19 protein-coding genes and 1 riboswitch are annotated in these 21,153 nt (G+C 42.0%); of the genes, 7 read left to right on the top strand and 12 right to left on the bottom strand.

What is annotated here, in order from left to right:
- Positions 1-2 precede the first annotated feature (2 nt).
- Entirely contained in the window at positions 3-359 is a 357-nt protein-coding gene (locus AM500_RS02675; RefSeq protein ID WP_053597816.1) for a SpoIIAA family protein, read from the bottom strand.
- 140 nt (positions 360-499) lie between these two features.
- Between AM500_RS02675 and AM500_RS02670 the strand changes: the two genes are divergently transcribed.
- Positions 500-1,036: a DUF1697 domain-containing protein gene (locus AM500_RS02670; protein ID WP_053597815.1), complete on the top strand. Its 537-nt coding sequence runs from the start codon at positions 500-502 to the stop codon at positions 1,034-1,036.
- Positions 1,037-1,223: 187 nt separating this feature from the next.
- Here AM500_RS02670 and AM500_RS02665 read toward each other — a convergent pair whose 3' ends face one another.
- On the bottom strand, positions 1,224-3,050 hold the full coding sequence (locus AM500_RS02665) for an APC family permease (protein WP_053597814.1): 1,827 nt from the start codon (positions 3,048-3,050) through the stop codon (positions 1,224-1,226).
- 153 nt (positions 3,051-3,203) lie between these two features.
- Positions 3,204-3,332: riboswitch (cyclic di-AMP (ydaO/yuaA leader) on the bottom strand.
- A gap of 188 nt (positions 3,333-3,520) precedes the next feature.
- On the opposite strand from AM500_RS02665, the gene AM500_RS02660 reads away from it, so the two are divergent.
- Both AM500_RS02660 and AM500_RS26345 read left to right on the top strand, forming a co-directional pair.
- A complete protein-coding gene (locus AM500_RS02660; protein WP_053597813.1) occupies positions 3,521-3,721 on the top strand; it encodes a hypothetical protein in 201 nt (66 codons plus the stop codon).
- Positions 3,722-3,991 carry an OsmC family protein gene (locus tag AM500_RS26345; protein ID WP_082347383.1) on the top strand — a complete coding sequence of 90 codons (270 nt, stop codon included), beginning with the start codon at positions 3,722-3,724 and terminating at the stop codon, positions 3,989-3,991.
- Positions 3,992-4,332: 341 nt separating this feature from the next.
- Here AM500_RS26345 and AM500_RS02655 read toward each other — a convergent pair whose 3' ends face one another.
- From AM500_RS02655 to AM500_RS02615, 9 genes are all read right to left on the bottom strand, one after another.
- Entirely contained in the window at positions 4,333-4,965 is a 633-nt protein-coding gene (locus AM500_RS02655) for a GntR family transcriptional regulator (protein ID WP_053597812.1), read from the bottom strand.
- A gap of 259 nt (positions 4,966-5,224) precedes the next feature.
- Complete coding sequence (locus AM500_RS02650) at positions 5,225-6,115, bottom strand: DUF6282 family protein (protein ID WP_053597811.1); 891 nt, start codon at positions 6,113-6,115, stop codon at positions 5,225-5,227.
- An 18-nt stretch (positions 6,116-6,133) separates the two neighbouring features.
- Positions 6,134-7,054, bottom strand: coding sequence for a cupin domain-containing protein (locus tag AM500_RS02645; RefSeq protein WP_053601600.1), 921 nt, complete (start codon positions 7,052-7,054; stop codon positions 6,134-6,136).
- Between the two features lie 214 nt (positions 7,055-7,268).
- Positions 7,269-8,558 carry an MFS transporter gene (locus AM500_RS02640; RefSeq protein ID WP_053597810.1) on the bottom strand — a complete coding sequence of 430 codons (1,290 nt, stop codon included), beginning with the start codon at positions 8,556-8,558 and terminating at the stop codon, positions 7,269-7,271.
- Positions 8,559-8,576: 18 nt separating this feature from the next.
- Positions 8,577-9,344 carry an HpcH/HpaI aldolase family protein gene (locus AM500_RS02635; protein ID WP_053597809.1) on the bottom strand — a complete coding sequence of 256 codons (768 nt, stop codon included), beginning with the start codon at positions 9,342-9,344 and terminating at the stop codon, positions 8,577-8,579.
- Positions 9,345-9,780: 436 nt separating this feature from the next.
- Entirely contained in the window at positions 9,781-12,063 is a 2,283-nt protein-coding gene (locus tag AM500_RS02630; RefSeq protein WP_053597808.1) for a glycoside hydrolase family 65 protein, read from the bottom strand.
- Between the two features lie 12 nt (positions 12,064-12,075).
- The gene (locus tag AM500_RS02625; RefSeq protein WP_053597807.1) at positions 12,076-12,909 is read right to left on the bottom strand and encodes a carbohydrate ABC transporter permease; all 834 of its coding nucleotides are present in this window, start codon (positions 12,907-12,909) and stop codon (positions 12,076-12,078) included.
- 12 nt (positions 12,910-12,921) lie between these two features.
- Positions 12,922-14,136 (bottom strand): carbohydrate ABC transporter permease, encoded by a 1,215-nt coding sequence (locus AM500_RS02620; RefSeq protein WP_053601599.1) that lies wholly within the window; start codon positions 14,134-14,136, stop codon positions 12,922-12,924.
- Between the two features lie 441 nt (positions 14,137-14,577).
- A complete protein-coding gene (locus AM500_RS02615) occupies positions 14,578-15,840 on the bottom strand; it encodes an extracellular solute-binding protein (protein ID WP_053597806.1) in 1,263 nt (420 codons plus the stop codon).
- Positions 15,841-15,947: 107 nt separating this feature from the next.
- Here AM500_RS02615 and AM500_RS02610 point away from each other — a divergent pair, with 107 nt between their 5' ends.
- The 3 genes from AM500_RS02610 to AM500_RS02600 all read left to right on the top strand — a co-directional run bounded on the left by AM500_RS02610 (position 15,948) and on the right by AM500_RS02600 (position 19,537).
- Positions 15,948-16,718: an AraC family transcriptional regulator gene (locus tag AM500_RS02610; protein ID WP_053597805.1), complete on the top strand. Its 771-nt coding sequence runs from the start codon at positions 15,948-15,950 to the stop codon at positions 16,716-16,718.
- 235 nt (positions 16,719-16,953) lie between these two features.
- Positions 16,954-17,553, top strand: coding sequence for a DUF5317 domain-containing protein (locus tag AM500_RS02605; RefSeq protein ID WP_053597804.1), 600 nt, complete (start codon positions 16,954-16,956; stop codon positions 17,551-17,553).
- 160 nt (positions 17,554-17,713) lie between these two features.
- Positions 17,714-19,537, top strand: a complete 1,824-nt coding sequence (locus AM500_RS02600; protein ID WP_053597803.1) for a bifunctional diguanylate cyclase/phosphohydrolase — start codon at positions 17,714-17,716, stop codon at positions 19,535-19,537.
- 97 nt (positions 19,538-19,634) lie between these two features.
- Here AM500_RS02600 and AM500_RS02595 read toward each other — a convergent pair whose 3' ends face one another.
- Positions 19,635-19,994, bottom strand: coding sequence for a hypothetical protein (locus tag AM500_RS02595; protein ID WP_053597802.1), 360 nt, complete (start codon positions 19,992-19,994; stop codon positions 19,635-19,637).
- A 144-nt stretch (positions 19,995-20,138) separates the two neighbouring features.
- Here AM500_RS02595 and AM500_RS02590 point away from each other — a divergent pair, with 144 nt between their 5' ends.
- Entirely contained in the window at positions 20,139-20,810 is a 672-nt protein-coding gene (locus AM500_RS02590) for a response regulator transcription factor (RefSeq protein ID WP_053597801.1), read from the top strand.
- The last annotated feature ends 343 nt before the right edge of the window (positions 20,811-21,153 follow it).

Raw genomic sequence — 21,153 nt, 5'->3', positions numbered from 1 at the left:
ACCTAATCCATTAGCCATGCCCAAGCTGCCTCTTCTTCCCCTTTGTCAAAATGCCTCGCTTCAAGGCCGGGCAAAAATTTCCCCAGCTCTGTCACAGCTTCAAGCCACTTCAAGTCTGTTACGACGGCAAATTTACGGAACTGGCTCCAGCGCTTGGCATCGAATTTCATACCGTAAGCCATACCCATCAGCGTCGTCCCGTCCACATCGTGCATTTTGGCAAATATATTAAACTCCTGGTTTTCACCGAACCGTTCCTTCACATACTGCTCAAGCTTCTCCGCATCTTCTTTTGTCGTCGTACCACTGAATTCAACAGCAATTGTTGATTCATCCCTGCTTGGAATAAAAGTTAGCATGCCAACAACCTCCTTTTCTAGACTTTGGGAGTTTCCACCCAAAAATGGTATATTTCTTCGATTCCCCGGCGAAGTCTATATGAAACTTCAGTACAGTCATGATACAGTAGTGGTAAAGAATGGGAGAAAGGGAGGTAGTGATGACTACATTTATTGCGTTATTGCGTGGCATTAATGCCAGTGGCCACAACATCATCAGAATGGCCGAGCTGAAGGCTTTGTTTGAGGAACTGGGGTTTGAAAGTGTTAAAACGTACATACAGAGCGGCAATGTTTTATTTTTGGCTAACGGCGGAGCCAAGGAACTTGCGGTTAAAATTGAAAAGGCAATTGCGGAAAGGTTTGGCCTGGCAGTCCCGGTTGTCATCCGGACAGCCGAGGAATTTGATTCAGTGATTGCCAACAGCCCCTACCCGCCCGAAAGTCTTGCCGAAGGGGAACTAATTCATGTTGCCTTCCTATCGGATATTCCGTCTTCCGAGGCGATAAAACGCCTGGAAAAATACTGTTCAGAAACCGAGGAATTTACGCTTATCGGCAAGAACATATACTTATTGCTGCGGAAAAATTTCCATACGTCGAAGCTGCCACCAAACGTTATGAAGCTCGGCGTCCATGCCACACTCCGAAACTGGCGGACAACTGTCAAGCTCGCCGAACTGGCAAGGACACTATAACAATGAATTGAGCAGGACAAGGGGAAATCCGCTCTTTTTCAGGCAATTCTCTTTTAAAAACAAGTAGAAATGGCCATAGATCAAAAAAACACATCCTACCAGCATCCCAGCAACGGCCCAATTAGATTTTTAGAAAACTGAAAAGCGGTCTCTCATCAAAGAGACCGCAAAGCATTATCGTCCCGCTTTACTTTTTCAAGTGATATGGGACGGTTGTAATAATAATGTCGCGCCGGTAAAGCAAGTAGGCACGGATTAACAGGCTGGATTGATTGTGGAGGATGTTGTGCCAGCCCTTCTTTGGAATAAATTGCGGGATGATCACCGTTACCTTATAGTTTGATTCGGCAGCCTTGTGCTCGACAATGTCTACAAATTTAGTCAGTGGATGAATGATGCTCCGATACTGGGAGTATAGCGTAACAAGGCGGACATCCGGCTGCCATTTTCCCCACTTTTCCTCGAAACGCTTCTGCTCCTCCTTATCAAAGGAAACATAAACCGCAATCAATTTATCGGCATTTAGCGACTTTGCATAATTCAGCGAGTTCTCGACCACGTGGGTGATTCCAGCCACCGGAATGATGATGACATTACCGGCTACTTCCATTGCAGGCTCACTTGCCGCAACCCTAAGTTGTTCGGCAACTTCTAAATAGTGTTTATGAATCCTGTGAAATATATAGATAATCAGCGGCAGGAACACTAGCACTGACCAAACCTGGGCAAACTTGGTTAAAAAGAACATGACCGTTACGATGAAGGAAATAACTGCTCCAGTCGCGTTAATTGCAAGCTTCATCTTCCAGCCAGCCGGTTTTTCACGGAGCCACTTTAGGATCATTCCCGTCTGCGAAAGCGTGAACGGTATAAACACGCCAACCGCATAAAGCGGAATCAGGTTTTCCGTATGTCCCCTAAACACAACAATTAACAGGATGGATGCCACTCCAAGGAAGATGATGCCGTTTGAATAGCCAAGCCTGTCACCGCGGATTGTGAACATCCTTGGAATGAATTTATCCTTTGCAAGATTCACCGCGAGCAGCGGGAATGCAGAATAACCAGTGTTTGCAGCCAATATCAATATCAGTGCAGTTGTGAACTGGATAAAGAAATACATCCAATTACGGCCAAATACAGATGATGCTATTTGCGAAACAACCGTCTCTTCTACTTTAGGGGTAATACCGTAAAAATAGCCGAGCAGGACAATTCCTGTAAATAGAATAGCCAGCAAGCCCCCCATTGCCGCCAGTGTTTTGGCTGCGTTTCTTGGAGCCGGGTCCTTGAAGTTCGGAATTGCATTCGAGATTGCCTCTACCCCGGTTAAAGCTGAACTTCCGGAAGCAAACGCCCGCAACAGCAGGAACAGCGAAATGCCAGCAACCGGTGTTCCAATCGGTGCACTCAGCTCTGGTGGAACCTGACCGGTCGCAACCTTAAAAAGTCCGGTCCCAATCAGGACGAATAGTGCAAGCACAAACAAATATACCGGATACGCGAGCACCGAAGCAGACTCGGTCACGCCGCGGAGATTCAGGGTTGTAATAAAAATCACAAACAATATTGCAATTCCCACATTATGGTCATGCAGGGCCGGAAAAGCTGATGTAATTGCATCCGTACCCGCAGACACGCTAACCGCGACAGTTAGAATATAATCTACCAGCAGCGACCCGCCGGCAATCAAACCGTAGTTAGTCCCAAGGTTTTCCTTCGAAACAACATACGCTCCCCCACCCTGGGGATAGGCATAAATGATTTGCCGATAAGAAAGGATAAGTGCGAGAAGCAGCACCAGGACGCCGAGCGCACTGGGCAGCGAGTACCAGAATGCAGCGGCACCAATCGTCACAAGGACGAGCAGGATTTGTTCAGGGCCGTACGCTACAGAAGACAGCGCGTCCGAGGACAAAATCGCCAATGCCTTCGTCTTACTCAGCCTCTGCTCCCCAAGCTCATTCGATTTCAAAGGCCGCCCAATCAAAAACCGCTTAATAGGTGATTTCACCGTTGGTCATCTCCAATAATATAATTGTTCCAAGAAGAGATTTGCCTTTCCAGCCCAAAATGTGGTTATTTTTCCAAAAGACCACAAAAAAATGCCCGCAAGCCATCACAAACAGGCTTGCGGACATTAGGGTTTAAGTCCGGCAAGCTTCATCTTCCTTCCCAATAACGCTTACGAGGTTAGCTGCCGGATTCGGGCGCATGAGTTGCCCTACCTTTAAAAAGGATTCACCCCATATTCGAGTGGGTCCCCCGCACCAATTGGTTTCAGCGATTTAGGAATTTGAAACTGAACTTACTATACTCCCGTGAACTCCTTCTGTAAAGAAGATAAATTGTGAAATTTTTATAAAAAAACTAGCCTGTATCTCTACTTCTTGGGGCACTTTCCCGCGAATCCCTCACCCTGCATTCACAGGGACAATCTGGTATCATAAACATACGTTCAGCTATTTGAAAGGGGACCAACAAATGAGTGAACCCATTGAGTTAACGCGGATTAAAATTAACCAGGTTAGTGTCGAGGATAAAATCAAGGAAGCGTATATCGGTGATTTCCCCGAACCTATCAGGTTTGGAGTCCATAGCGGCGTGAAGAAGTTTTACGGTGCAACACCCCAAGTAGAATATCCATCAACATTGGATCACATCGTTGCGGCAGCAGGCGGCTGACTGGTCGGAACCTTATCAGGCGCGCTGGAGGCGCGTAAAATACCCGCAGCACCCGACAAAGTAAGTGCCGACGTCGTTGGATCGATTGAAAATGTCGATGGCATACTCAAAATCACCAAAATCAGTGTTCATTACAGCCTGAAGATACCCGCTGGCAAGCGTGAGGCTGCCGAGCGAGCGCTCTCCGTTTTTGATCGGGGCTGCCCAGTATCACAGACTCTTAAGAACGCAATAGAGTTTGAACACACACATACAATTGAAGAATATTAAACTAAAAAAGGATACCAGCGCTTTCTGCACAAGCTGGTATCCCTTTCTATCTCTAAAGTTTAATTTTTGACAACGGAAGCACAACAGGCAATTCTAAGAATAGTAAGCGTACGCAATACTTCAATGAGCATTTCTTTAAATGAATACCAATAAATCCGATTGCAAACCGAACAGGTTTTGTGAGTATGAACTCTTTGTCAATAAAGCTCCAATTTACTCTTTACCTGCTAAACTCCTGCTTTCCTTTACGTACAAAACTTCACAATCTGCCTCAAATTTCAACCTATATATAAGTGTTGTTCAGCCCGCCATTAATTCCGTAGACCATTAAATAGGATGTTTTAACTCTTTTTGGTGTCTTGGGCCAGAATATTTAAAAGCGCGGTAAAAGAATACTCTTTTTGAGTTCTTAGCGCCCTTTCTGCCTGTTCAGCATTTCTTTGCCTTAGGGCATCAACAATTAATTGATGTTCCTTATTCGAATGATCTTTCCGGTCAGGAAGGTAAGAAAATACCGCTCGGGAAAATTGTGATTTTTCCATTAGTGAAAAAATCATTTCACAAAGAGTGACATTTTTTGATAATTTATAAAGCTTTTGATGAAATTCAGTATTCAGACGGCTAATATCTTTTATATCGCCCTTTGGGATGGTATTTTCGATTTCGTCGACTATTTTCTGAAGCTCATCTATACCTTCATCAGTCGCATTCTTGGCTGCCAGGCGTGTAGCAAATGATTCTAATTCCAGGCGGATGGAGAAGACCTCCTCAGCCGTTTGTATGTTTATTGTACTTACCCTAGAACCAACATGAGGAATGTTTTCAACTAAGCCTTCTGATTCCAGTTTCTTTAATGCTTCCCTCACTGGAATGTCACTTACTCCAAACTGTTTAGCTATCTCTCTTGCAACAATTCGTTCGCCTTGCTCCAGGATACCGGTATTGATATCTTCTTTTAATCTTTGATAGACCATTTCTGTTTTTGTACTATAAATCTTAAAATTATTTATGAAAACTCAACTCCGATCTAGCTTCAAGGTAAAGTCATATACTATATAATATAGATTCTTTCGGATTGTTAAAGAAACCTTTAACAAATAATGGTTACTTAGCCATTTTAATAATAACGTATAATATAAAAAAGTTCCAAGAGGAAGTGAGTGTGAAAACTATCATAAAAAAACATAATTGGCTCATTTTTAATCTAAAATGAGCCAATTGGTGTATATCGTATCAGGCCTCTGCCAAGAATGTAGTATTCTCGACAGTGATTTTTCTAATTTCCGAATCCGTGAAGCCATTTTCAGAAAGGTTTTTAACCGCTTCAATAAGTCCTTCATCCGGGAATGGATTATTCATCTGTCCCAAATCTGATGATAGGATGAACTTGTCAACTCCTATATAACGAATTTCTTCATAAATATCCTCCCACGTCGCACCATATGCAGGCGTGATACAGCCTACACATATCTCAAGGAATGCGCCAGAATCGGCTAATTCCTTCTGTTCCTCTTTAGAGAGGGCAATCGAAGAGAAGGTTGGATGAGTAATGACAATTTTTCTAATATCTTGACCTTTTGCAGCTGAAACTATAGCGAAGATTTCTTTTTTGCTCAAGTGCCCTGTTGCAAGGATAAGGTCATTTTCTTTTACAATTTTAAGGACTTCATGAACTTCAGCTTTTAGTTTCCCTTCCTCTAGAACTGTAATCCCGCTTTGGGTTTTCCCTTCTTTTCTACGGTCGAATTGTACTTGTGCCCAAGGTGGCAGTTCCTCATAACCCGTTTGGTTAAACATATATTGAATCTCATTTTCAGCATCAAATGTTGGCATCCAGACGAGCTTCGCACCATCTTTTGCTGCCATTTCCACGGCGGTAGGGTTTATTCCTCCAACAGAATTGTTTAAAGCAATTGCCCCCATTGGATTAAAATCGGGATGGATTTTTTTTACTAGCCTGGCTCTTTCTGCAGTATTAAAATAGTGGGATTTTATTACAAACCCTTTCATTCCGATCTTTTTTAACCGCTCTGTATAATCAAAATCATCTAATTTTCGCGAACTGATATCAGGACCAGTGTGAACATGCAAATCATAAGCGCCTTCAAGTAATTTTTCATACATAGAATCTTCCTCCTCAGATTAACTATTTTCCCTATCAACGTTCGGCATTGGATATTCATCAGAGTTTAGAACCCAACCCGGTTTTTCCGAAAAGTCAATCCGCGGCGGACTGAAAATATCAATTAACAGGTTTGAGCCCGCACCAGTCGACTGTGAAGTATGAATAACCCCTGGAGGAATGATCGCTACAGATGGACTTGCACAGTGTTCATGCTCATCCGGGCGCCACTCTCCCATATCTGTCGTCCACGGCCAACGAAGATGGTGTGTAAATTCCCCCTGAATTGCAAGCGAACATTGCTCAAAATCATCATGTGTATGCGGAGACATTTTAGAAGGATCACGAGGTCCCTCGAATGGTTCGAGGAAATTGACCATGAATGTTGTACATCTGTAAATGCGGCCAAATCTTCCTGTCTCCTTAGGCACATCCAAGCTGTAAACCCTTACCTTGTAACCACCCTCCGGTTCTGGCCATGGGTCGATTGGCGCAACATGCGGATTCGGGTTTCGGTAGGACTCTTTATTATATGGAAGATTTTCGATGTCTTTATTTTCTGAGCTGAACAGCCGGATGACCTTTCCGCCTTTGTTTACCTTTATCTCACTTTTACCGCCAGGAATGAAGGCGATGCTAAAACCATCTACCTTTGTTGTGTGATTTTCCCAAATAATCTCCGCCTCACTGTCCTTATCCGGTAGCAGCAAAACATATTCGTCTACTTGGTCTTCACGCTTGAAATTTGTTCCATCAGCTGCGTCAGAATAGGCAAGAAAGAAATTCTGGCCCCGTATCCACCAAGTCTTTGTGAAAGCATCAGACTCAATAGGCTCCTGTTCATAGAATTTCCCGTAATCCGCAGGGGCAATTTGCCTAAGTTCTTTCTGATTCTCTTTTGTCTGCCCTAAAGTTGAGCGTGGATCAGTTTTGTCAAACATACCTACACCTCCAATAATTTTCCGTTCATTCTTGCTATTTTTATAGTCTGCTAGTGCAGGAAAAGTCCTTAAGATAAGGCATATCTCAAGGACTTCCATACGCTATACAATCCTAGATTCCTTGATGTATTTCTTATTTTGTACTACTATTACATTGGTGTTTTTTTATTTTTCCTAAGCAAACTTTAGTTCAATAGTTTTGCTTAGGCTTTTTTTATTCTAATTCTTTACCTTTTGTTTCCGGTAAAAGTGCTACTGCAAAAATAGCTAAAATATATAAGCCTACTGAAGAATATACGAGGGCGGTACCAAGGCCAGTGGTTACTGCAATAGCTCCAGCTCCGGTAATTGCAAATGCTGAGACTCCGCGCCCCACATTATAGGCAAATCCTTGACCCGATCCGCGTAATCTGGTTGGAAACATTTCAGCCAGAACGGTACCAAACCCGCCATAATATCCACAAAAAGCTGCTCCCACAATGAACATGAGTATAAAGAAAATGACCATATTGCTGGCACCTGTGAAAATAAATGTAGGAATGAAAATAGCTGCAACTGCAAAGAACAACGCAAAGCTCTTTTTTCTTCCTATCTTATCGCTAAGGAATCCGTACACGATGTATCCGCAAATACTCCCTAAATAGAACGGAACCATAAATATTGATGCATTTACAACATTGAAACCGGCCCCACCCTCAGAGACAGGTGTTCCTAAGTAAGCAGGAAGCCAAGTGGCGATAGGATAACTGGCACCCAGGCCTACAATACAAAATATTGTTCCGATAATTGTCGGCTTTAGTAACTCCCCTCGGAACAGGTCGAACCATGATGTCTTTTCTTCTTTATCTTCTTTTACCTCAATTTCTTCTTTAACTTCGTTTTCTACCCAAATTTTCGGTTCCTCTACATTTTTACGAATCCAAAAAACGAGAAGTGCTGGCAGGACTCCGATAAAGAATACTGTCCGCCAACCAAACGCCTCAATAAGGGGTCCTGCAACCAGTGCAGCAGTTAAACCACCGACAGCATATCCAGATTGCATGATGGACATGGCCTTACCGCGATGTTCTTTAGGCCAGGTTTCAGAAATCAAGGCTGCTCCAGCGGACCATTCCCCTCCCATTCCTAAACCGACAAAGATACGGAAAATCATTAGAAACCAGATATTTGGAGACAAACCACAAAGCATAGTGGCAACAGAATAAATGAGAACCGTCAATGATAGAGCCTTTGTTCGGCCAATTTTGTCAGCGACTCGTCCAAAAACTATTCCCCCGAGTGCCGAAGCAACCACCGTAACGGAAGCCACCAATCCTGTGCTAGCTGTCGTTAAGCCCCATTCTTTAATCAAAGTAACGATTACAAAGTTATATAGCAAAAAATCAAATGCATCGAGTGCCCATCCCAGAAAAGCACCGATAAGCGCTTTCCACTGTTGATCATTTATCTCCTTGTACCAAGGACCATTCGATTTAGGTTGTGCTTCAACTTCTACAGCCTGCATGTTGAACCTCCGTTCCATTTATCCGATTGAAGTATTTAAATCATCTAAAACAGCTTTCGCACCCCTGGCAAAAAACGCTACGTCGTTATCATATACAAGGTACCGCACTCCATCACCAATCGCCCTTAAAGCTTGTTCATGATTGGAAACGAAAGTTCCTGCCACTTTCCCATTTTCTAAAGCCACCCTGGTTAGCTTTTTCAAGGCTTCCTGTACAAGCGGATGATCGACTTGTCCCGGAATACCGTATGAATTGCTTAAATCTCCAGGTCCCAAAAATAGTACATCGATCCCTTTAATCTCAGCGATTGCTTCTAAATTCTCGACTGCTTCCTTGCTCTCTATTTGAACGACAACCAATTGCTTTTTTAAAGAATCCGACAAGTGTTGCTCTTTGTTCTTAAGAGTATATCCAGCGGCCCGAGTTGAGAATGAAAGGCCTCGTTTCCCTATTGGCCGATATCTTGATGCTTCCACAACTTTTTTTGCCATTTCGGCCGTGTCCACTCCAGGTGCCTGTACACCTTGAACACCTGAATCTAAAACACGCAATAGTGGATTTTCTTCTATTCCTGGAACCCGAATAACCGTTGAGATTCCGGCTGCCTCACCAGCCCTTATTAAGTCTTCTGCCTGACTATAATCAAGAGCTGAATGCTCCATATCCAAAATAACAAAATCAAATCCAATATATCCGAGCATCTCGGTAGCAACTGGGCTTGAGAATTTACTAAATGTACCTATTACAATATTCTTTTCTTCTAGTTTTTCTTTAACAGTGATCATTCACTTACCTCCTTTTCTCCAAAGCTTTCACCAAATATTGTTTAAACGAAAGCCAGTGGCCTATATTTCCAAGCTACTAGTTTCACTTTTTCTTACATCACCTCCGCTGTTCCTCCATTCAAGATGTTAATTTTCCTTCCTAAAATAAAGGAAACGTTTACATTTTGCTTTTCATTTGGAGGCTAGCAACTTTCTGGCATAGTGCTGTATTTTTCCTATGAAGTTATTAAATTATGTATTTAGCATCTATAGCCAAATAGGATGCTGCTACCCCTTTGTTATATATAATATATTATATATAATATATTTGTAAACGGATTCATGCAAAATATTCAGTAAAATTATTTAACTTCACTTCCTTTCTCCCAAAAAAATCACCCCAATTATTAGAATAGCCCTAATAATTGGGGTGATTTTCAAAATAAAATAAACGGTATTATTTATCCGAGTTATCGACAGAAATAATACCCCCTGTAGATACACTAAAAGTTTCATCTGAAATCTTAATCTCCAGGTCCTCGCCCGACACAAGCTCAACTTCTGTCCCGGTACCATTAACAGTTATGCGGAGCTTCCTCTCTCGATAGCGAAGCGGGAATGAATAACTTTTCCATTGTTCCGGAAATACAGGGTTCAGGGAGAGTCCATCCTCCTTGATTCTTAACCCGGCAAAACCAAAAATGATTGCCATCCATGTTCCGCCCATATTGGCCATGTGAAGCCCGTCCTTTGTATTTCCATGGGTATTGTCCAAGTCAAGGCGCGCCGTCTCAATAAAGTAATCGTAGGCTTTTTCCGTATACCCATGCTTGGAAGCCATAATACTGAATACACAGGATGAAAGCGAAGAATCATGAGTTGTGATCGTTTCATAATAATCATAGGAACTTTTCATTGTTTCGCTGTCTTGTTCATCCTCGAGTAAAAAATGGGCCAACACAGTATCAGCCTGCTTACATACTTGATAACGGTATAAGGTTAAAGGATGGTAATGAAGCAAGAGCGGAAATTTCTCTTCAGGTGTAGCCTCCAAGTCCCACTTCTTTTTATTCAAAAAAGCATCATCCTGCGGATTAATGTTCAGTTCCGAATCATAGGGAAGATACATCTGATCCGCCGCCTTCTCCCAGGCCTTCACTTCTTCGTCCTCCAGCTGGAGATTCTTTTTCCACACATCAACAAGCCCTGGCTCATTTAATCCAAACAAGTTATACACCTTAGCTGCCCATCTTAGATTGTGCTTGGCCATGACATTTGTGTAGTAATTGTTATTTACAACACACGTATATTCATCTGGACCAGTAACCGCGTCAATTCTGAATTGTCCATCCTTGAAATGGCCTGCTTCTATCCAAATTCTTGCGGTCTCAAACAAAACCTCTGCCCCATACTCTTTTAAAAATTCGATGTCGCCGGTGACCAAATAATATTGAATAAAGCTATAGGCTATATCCGCGCTAATATGGTACTGTGCCGAGCCTGAAGGAAAATAGGACGAACATTCCGATCCGGAGATTGTCCGCCATGGATATAGCGCGCCTTTTGAGTGGCCCATTATTTTCGCATGGTTCCGTGCCCCATCCAGTATCGAATAGCGGTATAACAGAAGTTGTTTTGCTCTGTCCGGATTAGACATCAAAAATACTGGTACCATATAAATTTCCGTATCCCAGAAATAGTGGCCCTCGTAGCCTTCACCGGAAAGCCCTTTAGCGGCGATATTGGAAACCCGGTCCTGTCCAGCCGATTGGAGGAGGTGGAATAAATTAAAACGAATTCCTTCCTGAAGAGCAGCATCCCCTTGAATTTGAACATCCGTATCTGACCAGAACGCTTCTAGAAAAGCCTCCTGTTCCAATAATGCTTCATCGAAATCCAAATTCGAAATTTGCGACTGGACTTCTTCTGCGCGAGCCAATAAATCATCGCCATGGCGAAGAGTATCGACGTAGACACTTTTTTTCTCAAATACTAGCGGTTCAGTTAACAAACCATTAAATCTGATTTCTATTTTCCCGCCATTTACCTGTGCCGCGCCCGCTGTCTTTTGACTGGTAGAATGAACAGTGCCACAGGCTGCTTTTAGTTGGGACTCCAGTGCTTCTACTTCAACAAATGAAGTTTTATTTTCCTGGAAGGCCTGATTGAGTTTCAGGCGTTTCGCGTGGCCGGAAGAAACCCTTGGATCATTTTTATCGGTAAAATTGGAAACATCTCCATTGACCATTGATACGATGGTGATTTCCCCTAAATAATTTACAGGTTCAATAACAACTTTTTGCATAAAAAGTTCCTTATGTTTAAATGATGCAAGCCGGAGGAACTTAATTTTTACTTCTTTTCCGTCCGGCGACTGCCAATGAACACTTCTTTCAGCATAGCCTTTATCAAGATGGAGGGTTCGCCTATATGAAATGACCTTTCCTTCAAACAAAGAGAATCGTTCAGCGCCCAATTCGATGATAATAGTCTGTATATCAATCACGTTTAGCAATTTTTGCTGTGTATCCGGGAAGCCATATAGCTTTTCTCCATACTCAACCGGTACAATATCGTGAAATGCATTGATATAGGCGCCGCGGATAGATGAAAATGAATCCGGAAATGCTTCTTCAAAATTCCCGCGTACCCCAAGGTAACCATTTCCCGTAAAAAACAGGCTTTCTTCATTTAGCAGCTGGCTCGGTTGCAATGAATACGAGTTGATTTTCCAGGACATTTAAACACACCTCTATTCTTTCACTCCGCCACTTGTCAGTCCTGATACGATTTGCTTCTGGAAGAAAAGGACAATGATAAGTGTCGGAATCGTAACGATCACTGTTGCAGCAGATACCTCTCCCCAGAGAATTTCAAATTGCGTCCGGAGGAATGAAATAGCGACTGGAACCGTATGATATTTCTCTTCGCCATTCAATGCAATAGACAGCAAAAATTCATTCCAGGCAGCGATAAATGTGATAATCGCAACCGTAAATACTCCAGGGGCAGCCAAAGGAAAGATAATTTTATAAAGCGTCTGGAAGGTAGTTGCGCCATCAATTTTTGCCGATTCCTCCAGGGCTAACGGAATTTGGTTAAAATGGGTTACCAAAATCCAGACAGCCATCGGAAGCGTAATTGTCGAGTATGGAAGGACAATCGCAAACGAGTTAAGCAGGCCCAAGTCCAAAAACAGATTGTAAATCGGTCCGGTCAAAATCATTTGTGGAAACATCGACACAGCGAGTATAAGTCCAAGCAAAATATTTTTCCCCTTAAAGTGGAAACGCGAAATTGCATAGGCTGAAAGCGTAGCAACAATAACCACATAAAGGGTTGTTACCGTGGCGACGATAAAACTATTTTTAATCGAGTTTACTATTCCCTTTTCAAAAAGGATTTGAACATAGTTTTTCAGGGTTGGATTTTCTGGGATGACATTAAAGGCACCTGTCCCAAAGATTTCCCCTGATGTTTTAAAGGAGGTAATGAATACCCAGAAGAACGGGAATACCATCGCAAATAAATAGAATGCGACAAATACTCCAACCGTAATCCACAATTTCCGTTTAGAAGTTTGCATTCCTTTCCCCCCTTAATTTTTCTCCATGAGATTGGTACCGAGGAACCGTACAAACAGGATTGCAATAATAGCCACACAAATAAACATAAGCATGACAAGGATTGACCCATATCCGAAATTGGTTTGGCCGAACATGACTTTATAGGCATAGATTGATAGTGTTTCCGTATCCCCGCCAGGACCTCCTCCAGTAAGGACAAAAATCAGGTCAAAGACACGGAAGGCATCCAACGTTCTAAATAGCAAGGCAACCAGGATGGATGGTTTTAACAGTGGCAAGGTGATCCGGAAAAACGATTGAATTTTCCCTGCGCCGTCAATTGCCCCGGCCTCATATAGCGATTTTGGAATGTTCTGCAAACCTGCCAGCAACAGCAGTGCCATATAAGGCGTCGTTTTCCAAACATCCGCGAAAATGCTTGATGCCATTGCGCCAGGACCGCTCAGGAGCAAATCTTGGGATTGCTCGATTAGCCCGATATTTTCAAAAACATAGGCAACAATCCCACTGCTGCCATTATATAAGTAACTCCACATCATGGCTGCAACTGCAGTCGGTATCGCCCACGGAATCAGTGAAGTGGTCCTGACCAGCCCCTGGCCGAACATTGCTTTATTTAAAATAAGCGCCAGCCCGATTCCTAGCACAAGCTCAATAAACACAGAAACAACCGTAAAGATCGTCGTATTCCAAAGCGCCTTTCCGACACGGTCATCGGTCAATAGCTTCGCATACCCTTTTAAGCCAATAAAATTGGAAGGGATAATACTGTTTTGGATATCGTCAACAAGGGCGGGGAGATCATCTTTATGAATAACGGTATACTTCCCATTCAAGCTATCCACAAGTTCCTCTGCATCCTTATGGAGTGCAGAGACCTCATCGCGCTGATCCCGGCTAATCTTGATGACACCTTTTTCAGTTTCATACTGCTTGCCAGTTGCGGCAAGCCGCTCTTTAATTCCTTGAATTTTCTCTTGATCTTCGGAATCCGTAACTTTAGGCAGATCCTCATCAAGAAACATCGATACATACAGGGAGGTTTCCTTGTACAAGTCGACATTGAACCGTTCATTTAAGTAAAGCCCAGCCTTTTGCTGGTCATTCAAACGATAATCAAAAAACGTATAGGTTAGTGATTGGAACACCGGCCATAACGAGAAAATGCCGATTAAAATGAGCGTGGGCACAATAAACAGCCATTCTTTAAAACCCATTTTCCACAATAGAATCACCCTTTCCAGGCTGTAAAAAAAGCGAAAGTGCCTTTGTGTTGCATTTTTTTCTAAGCTGTTTTCTAAAGGATTGTTATTTTTTCCTGTAACTGATTTCTGCTCCACAAACGGAAGTTCCTGAGAATAACCATCGCAGGGACAGGCGCTTTTTGCCTGTCACGAGGATGCTCGCTTTCCGCGTGGCGGGCGGTGAGCCTCCTCGTCGCTAAAGCGACTGTGGGGTCTCACCTGTCCCGCTGCTCCCGGCGTATCCGGCGATGTAGCACAAGGTCTTATAGAACTTGAATCGGACCTAGCTCAGTGGCTTATTGGTTACATTTTGGCTTGCCGGAGAGTTCAAAACGTCACTAATACAGCTTCGATTACAAATGGTAAATTACTATTCTTATAGAAAAAGGCTCTAATAGGAATTAGAGCCTCCTCCTGTATTGTTTACTCGGCTTTACCGGCTGCTTCAATTGCTGCAGCGGCCTCGTCAAGCCCTGCTCCGGAACTCAAGTATTTATGTGCTTGAACCTGAATGGTATCCGATACTTTGGAGTACTCAGGAGAAACAGGGCGTGCAATTGTTGTTGTCAATGCTTTTTGGAAACCAGCATAGGAAAGCATAACGTTCTTTGCTTTTACATCCGCATTTTCAAGCAGAGCGTTAAATCCAGGCAGGTACCCGCCTTCTGTGCTCATGATTTTTTGGCCTTCTTCTCCAGCTGCAAACTTAACAAATTCCCATGCGCCATCAAGGTTCTTGGAGTTTTTGTTCAAGCTCAGCAGCCATCCGCCTACAGATCCTCCATTTGGCAGTGGAGCGATGCCTACCTGGTCAACCTTGATTTTTACTCCATCTTCCTGTCCATTGATACGTCCAAAAGCATATGGCCAGTTACGGGAGAATACAGCATTTCCTTGCTCAAAGTTTGTATGGGTTTCGCCTTCCATGAAATTCAGGATATCCTTTGGTGAGAAAGGCGCTTTTGTGAATTTGTACATCGCTTCAAGTCCGCCTTTTACATCGGTGTAGGACTTGGAAAACTCGGTTACGTTAACCGTCAGGCCTTCGTACTGCTTGGACTGGTAGACAAATCCAAACTTAGTGCCTTTTTGGCCGGAATATTTCTCCGACATAGCATAAAGGTCATCATACGTATAGCTGCCGCCTTCAAGTTTAGCAGCATCTTCAGCGCTTACGATATCTTTACGGAAGTATAGGAGTCCTAGGTCAGGGAAGAAAGGAAGTGTGTATTGCTTCCCTTTGTAATTTCCAGAAGCCATCGACCCGGCATTAAAGTTATCCTTTGAGTACCCAGCTTCATTCATTTTCACATCGATTGGTTCAAGATATCCAGCACCGGCAAATTCACCTGCCCAGACTACATCGAGGGACAATACATCATATTCACTTGATCCGCTAGATAACGAGTTTAACAGCTGGTCATGCATTTGTGCGGAATCGTTTGTCATTTGGGTCCATTCAACCTTGTACTTTTCCTGGCTGGCGTTAAAAGCATCTAACAATTTCTGTGTGGCTGGTGTATTATCATTTTGAGCCGCAAATTTTAGAACAACTGGCTCATTCTTTGCATCTCCACCAGCCGGTTTTGAAGGTTCCTTGCCAGTATCATCACTGCTGCATCCTGCCAAGGCAATGCTGGCCGCGAAAGAAAGCGCTAACATTTTTGAGAAAAAACTTTTCTTCATTTAACACAGACCCCCTTAAGGTTTATACTTAAATTGTATATACAAGAAAATGACAGTTATACTAAAATTTTATAGTTTTTATTAAATTTTTAGGGTGAAAACATGCCATGATTAGTAATCAGTCTATGAAATCTGCTATCATTCAGCAATATTTTGAAACCCGTCTTAAAAACAAACAAAATTATTTTGTCCATCCATCCTATGGACTTGAACAACAGCTCATGGATTGCATAGGAAGAGGTGCCGAGGAGGATGCAAAATCCGTTCTCGATCAAATTAACTCATCTGAACGCGCAAAACTGGCGGACGACCCGATCCGGTCATTAAAGAATTCCTTGATTTGTTCCTGTACTCTGTTTACCAGGTCAATTATCAAAGCAGGAGTCCTGCCGGAGGATGCCTTTGATTTAAGCGACGTGTATATTCGTCAAATTGAACGATTAAGCTCTCCCGCCGAAATCAAGACGCTCGAATATGAAATGATTTCTTCTTTCATCGACACATTAAAATCGGCGAATCGCCCGATTTACAACAATGTAATCAACAAGGCAATCAACTATATTAATCAGGGGATTTTTCATGATTTATCTCTGGAAATTATCGCGGACCATGTCGGAGTGACTCCAAGTTATCTTTCCAAAGTATTTAAAGAATCCGTAGGGGTGACGATTTCTGAATTCATTAATCGCAGGAGGGTAGAGGAATCAAAATACTTTTTACTGCATTCCAAACTTTCATTAAGCGATATTGCCCACTTATTCCAATACTGCAACCAGAGCTATTACACCCTTCTTTTTAAAAAATACATAGGGGTTACTCCCAAACACTTCCGGAACATACAAACTCCAGATGTAATGATTAATTACTCCACAAAATAAAGTCCTTTAAGGGTGACCTTAAAGGACTTTGTTTATATTTGGGTAGTCATTTGACTATTGCTATTCTTGTATGCAGGTAACCTTTTCCCTAAAAAATTTTATTAATCTACACAATTATGAGAAAAGCTACAAAATTTTCAAAAAAACGATTGTCATCCTTTTGTTCTATCACTTAATATAGTAGTATATTTCATTTCAATCATTTTTTACCAAATACGATTAGGTGGTATTTTTATTGGTATATGACGGAATTATTATTTCCTTTATTGTCGGCTTGCTTCGAAAAGGCAATTTAAAAGGTTTGGCTGAATTAAAGCTAAAGTATGGCTGGATTTTTCCACTCTTATTACTGGTACAAATCATCGTATTTGTTTTTCAAAATAAGATTCCTTTTCTTGGGCAGGCAAGCCCCTACATTTATATGCTTGTGTATGTACTGGGATTGCTGTTTTTGTTCCTGAATCGCCATCATACGGGCTTTATCGCTATTTTCATCGGGGTATTCCTGAACTTCCTTGTAATGGCTGTAAATGGAGGAAGAATGCCTGTCTCAATGGAAGCTACAGCTGCTGTCCTCGATCCAGCATTTGTTGATGTTATGAAAAACAGCCTATACGCAAAGCATATGATATTGGATGAATCTACAAGATTGGCATTTCTGGGTGATATCATACCATTGACAAACCCCTATCCACGCGATCAGGTAATTAGTATCGGCGATGTGATTATGAATGTGGGGATTTTCCTTTTTATTCAGCATCTTATGGTAAACAACTCCAGGGATGAAGAGGTTATTGATAGCTCCTTTTCTATAAAAGGAGGTGAAATTAAATGAACAAGGCAAAATTAAAAAATCTTTTGTTTAACGCAATCATTGTTGGTTCTGTTATCGTTGCTTTAACTTCCGGCTATAAGCTTGGATAATAACTGAGTTTTAAAAGGAGAAGTTAATCATGGATAACTTCTCCTTTATTCTATAAATGAGAGTGATATAAATGCATTTCATCGAGAGTCGCGCCAACCTATACCTCGGCCTTGTTTCTGCAGCAGGAATTGTTGTTTTTATTTTGCTGAGCAAACATGGACATTTTGATACAACCCTTTGGCCGATGATTTTTACACTTGCCGGAGCCACACTTCTGCTTAATCACATTATCTTTGAACTTCCCCCAGAGGGAAATCGGCTATCCATGGATTCCTCAATATATTTGGCAAGTCTTTTTTTGTATGGACTTGAATTAACCCTAACTGTATTGATCATCTTTTCGATTGTTTTTATGTTCTCTAATCGAAAAACGGAATGGTGGAAGCACGTTTTTAATTTTGCTCTTTATACCTTTATGATTACAAATGCCTTTTATGTGTTTGATCTAACAGGTGGGCTAGTTGGCAGTACAGAATTTACAAACTTATTCCCATACATCGGTGCTTTAAGTGTCTACTTTATAACAAATGTGGCCCTTATCGCAATCTACTTCCTTCTGGGTGATTCTATTGACAGCATTGAAAAAGTATTAAAAGGGATGATTAAAGGAACACTCGCCACATATATAACCACCTTGTTGTTATCCTTCGTATTGGTTATAATAATCGATTCACAAAAGATATTTGGACTTTTCCTTTTTGTCAGTATGTCAGCGTTGTTATCTGTAGCGTTTAAACAGCATATTGAACTATATAAGGTAATGTCGGATAAAGCCAACAAAGATCATTTAACCGGGTTAAACAACCACGGCTATTTCAAGGAACTGCTTGAGAAACACGTTTTTACGGCAAAGGAGACAGAGCGGCCCTTAAGCATTGCACTTCTTGACCTTGATGATTTCAAAAAATACAACGATTTATATGGCCATATTCTAGGTGATCATTTACTTAAAGATTTTGGTACATTGCTAGAATTAGAATCGAAAACAAACGACTTTATCGTTGCCCGCTATGGCGGCGAAGAGTTTTCAATTATAATGCCCGATACATCCAGAGATAGAGCATACGCTTTTATGAACGAGCTGAGAAAAAAGACGAATGACACCTTTTTCAAAGGGGTTGAAGCATTGCCTTATGGCTGTTTATCCTTTTCAGCGGGGATAGCGGAATGGGAAAATCAGACATACAGTGTCTCAGAGTTTTTAAATAACGCCGATCAAGCAATGTATGCCGCAAAGGATCAGGGCAAAAATCTGGTTCAAGTTTTTAAAGAGCATTCGGACTACTCTGTCCAGCGGTCTTTGAATCTTGAAAAAGATCTTGAGGAAGCTGAGCAGCAGTTAAAAATATTCCTTTCAAAGGATGTCTACACATATCGCCATAGTAAACGGGTCTATCAATATGCAGTCGATTTTTCAAAAAAGCTGAATTTAAGCGATTATGACAGGAAAACCCTCATCCTCGGTGCCATCATCCATGACATCGGAAAACTTGAGATTCCGAGAGATATTTTAAATAAAAAAGGAAAACTTGAGCCTCATGAATGGGAAATGATGAAAAAACATGTAACTTGGGGCAAAGAAATTATCTCTACGAACAAAAAGTTGGAGGACCTTATCCCTTTGGTCGAACTCCACCACGAGAGATATGAAGGCAATGGATATCCGTACGGGCTTAAAGGGAAAACGATTCCAAAGCTTGCCCGGATTCTCTGCATCATTGACTCGTTTGATGCGATGACAACAGAACGGCCATACCAGAAGACAAAAACCTTTGAGGAAGCTATTGTAGAGCTAAGAGCGTGCGCCGGGAAGCAATTCGATCCCCAATACGTGGAACCTTTTATTGAGATGATAAAACAAGAAGCAGGATTGGATAGAGAAAAAGTTGTTTAACTGCAGTTAAAACATATGATGTCTCCAGTTAAAACCTGGCCGTACTTGGCGATTAAAACAAAAAGGTTAGTAATCCCACTGAGGGTTACTAACCTTTTTATAAATAAACGTTTACCAAAAGGATACCGACGGCAACGAATATGCATACTGCGGCTCCGAATATACCGAAACCAAGCCTATCCGCTCTTTTTTGCAGTCTCACATACTCATCATACGTTATGTCCCCTCTGGTATACGTTATCCCAGGAATGCCAGGCTTTATTAAATGGGATATTCCTGCCTTATCTACAAGGAGCACGCCTGATATCATATCGCTTGGTTTTATTAGAGCGGTTGACGAATCCTCAACTAGTTTACCATTGATTTCAAACCCTGTGATTTTGTAGGCGGTCCCACGAATCATTTGGTCCACAATGGACTGGGATCCTTGTTCAAAGCTGTCATTGGCTACACACATCGTACCTATCACCTCACAGCATTATATGAACATACAGATTTAGTTGCCCCTGACCCTCATATTCTTAACAAAATATCTAAATCTATTTAATTTGGAAACAGTTATAATAGTAGTCATAAGGCAGCCAACTGGGGTGATTCATACTTGAAAAAAGTAATTTTAATCGATGACGAAGAAAGGATGCTTGATTTAATCTCCTTGTATTTAATGCCGAAGGGCTACAGGTGTATTAAGTTCACTTCCCCCTTAGCCGCATTGGACTACTTGGAAACGGAAGGGGCTGACTTGGTCCTTCTCGATGTTATGATGCCTGAGATGGACGGATGGGAAACATGCCGGGAAATAAGGCGTCATTGGGACATTCCAATCATCATGTTGACAGCAAGAACCGAGAAATCGGATATTGTTAAAGGCCTTAAGCTTGGGGCTGACGACTATGTCCAGAAGCCGTTCGATGAAGAGGAACTTATTGCAAGGCTTGAAGCTGTACTAAGAAGGAAAGGCCCTTCAAACAATACTCTGTCATTCAAGGGATTGGTGCTAAATCAGGATTCTTTCGAACTATCTTTTGAAGGCAAGCCAGTCTCCTTAACCCCGAAGGAATTCGCCATGCTGAGTTTGTTTATGCAGAATAAAAACAAAGTCTTCTCGCGGGAGCACCTGTTAACAACAATTTGGGGCCATTCAGTTGTAACGGAAGATAGGACAATCGATTCCCATGTTAGAAACCTGCGTGATAAGTTGAGAAAAGCCGGATTTCCCGTTAACGAATATTTGTCAACCGTGTGGGGCGTCGGATACAAATGGTCAGAATAAACCGGATTTTAAGGAATTCCATTGACTAAGTTGTGTTTCAACACTATGAAAGAGGTTGTCCCAAAAGGTCGTTGAATGACGACTGTTTTGGGGCAGCCTTTTATGTTTTTTGCTTTATTTTTTGATATTTAATGAATATCAACCAATTTCTGGGTGTTCATCCTACGTTCTTACCCTATTTTCTTGTTGCTTTTCAGTGTAAGCGCCCACTTTTTCAAATTATGGGCACAGAAAAGCAGACCCAGGTCCAAGGTGTTTTTGGACAGGCCTCTTAAGGACAGACGATTATCAGACCCCTGATTGCAATATAAAAATAGAAAAGCCGAGCCAAAATCAGAATGTT

Source organism: Bacillus sp. FJAT-18017 (genome assembly GCF_001278805.1).
Lineage (GTDB): Bacteria > Bacillota > Bacilli > Bacillales > Cytobacillaceae > Bacillus_D.
This window is presented reverse-complemented; position numbering and strand designations above follow the sequence as displayed.

Bases quoted from the DNA above. Each gene is read 5' to 3' on its own strand.
- AM500_RS02675 (WP_053597816.1), bottom strand. From the start codon at position 359: ATGCTAACTTTTATTCCAAGCAGGGATGAATCAACAATTGCTGTTGAA.
- AM500_RS02670 (WP_053597815.1), top strand. From the start codon at position 500: ATGACTACATTTATTGCGTTATTGCGTGGCATTAATGCCAGTGGCCAC.
- AM500_RS02660 (WP_053597813.1), top strand. From the start codon at position 3,521: ATGAGTGAACCCATTGAGTTAACGCGGATTAAAATTAACCAGGTTAGT.
- AM500_RS02655 (WP_053597812.1), bottom strand. From the start codon at position 4,965: ATGGTCTATCAAAGATTAAAAGAAGATATCAATACCGGTATCCTGGAG.
- AM500_RS02650 (WP_053597811.1), bottom strand. From the start codon at position 6,115: ATGTATGAAAAATTACTTGAAGGCGCTTATGATTTGCATGTTCACACT.
- AM500_RS02645 (WP_053601600.1), bottom strand. From the start codon at position 7,054: ATGTTTGACAAAACTGATCCACGCTCAACTTTAGGGCAGACAAAAGAG.
- AM500_RS02640 (WP_053597810.1), bottom strand. From the start codon at position 8,558: ATGCAGGCTGTAGAAGTTGAAGCACAACCTAAATCGAATGGTCCTTGG.
- AM500_RS02635 (WP_053597809.1), bottom strand. From the start codon at position 9,344: ATGATCACTGTTAAAGAAAAACTAGAAGAAAAGAATATTGTAATAGGT.
- AM500_RS02630 (WP_053597808.1), bottom strand. From the start codon at position 12,063: ATGTCCTGGAAAATCAACTCGTATTCATTGCAACCGAGCCAGCTGCTA.
- AM500_RS02625 (WP_053597807.1), bottom strand. From the start codon at position 12,909: ATGCAAACTTCTAAACGGAAATTGTGGATTACGGTTGGAGTATTTGTC.
- AM500_RS02615 (WP_053597806.1), bottom strand. From the start codon at position 15,840: ATGAAGAAAAGTTTTTTCTCAAAAATGTTAGCGCTTTCTTTCGCGGCC.
- AM500_RS02610 (WP_053597805.1), top strand. From the start codon at position 15,948: ATGATTAGTAATCAGTCTATGAAATCTGCTATCATTCAGCAATATTTT.
- AM500_RS02600 (WP_053597803.1), top strand. From the start codon at position 17,714: ATGCATTTCATCGAGAGTCGCGCCAACCTATACCTCGGCCTTGTTTCT.
- AM500_RS02595 (WP_053597802.1), bottom strand. From the start codon at position 19,994: ATGTGTGTAGCCAATGACAGCTTTGAACAAGGATCCCAGTCCATTGTG.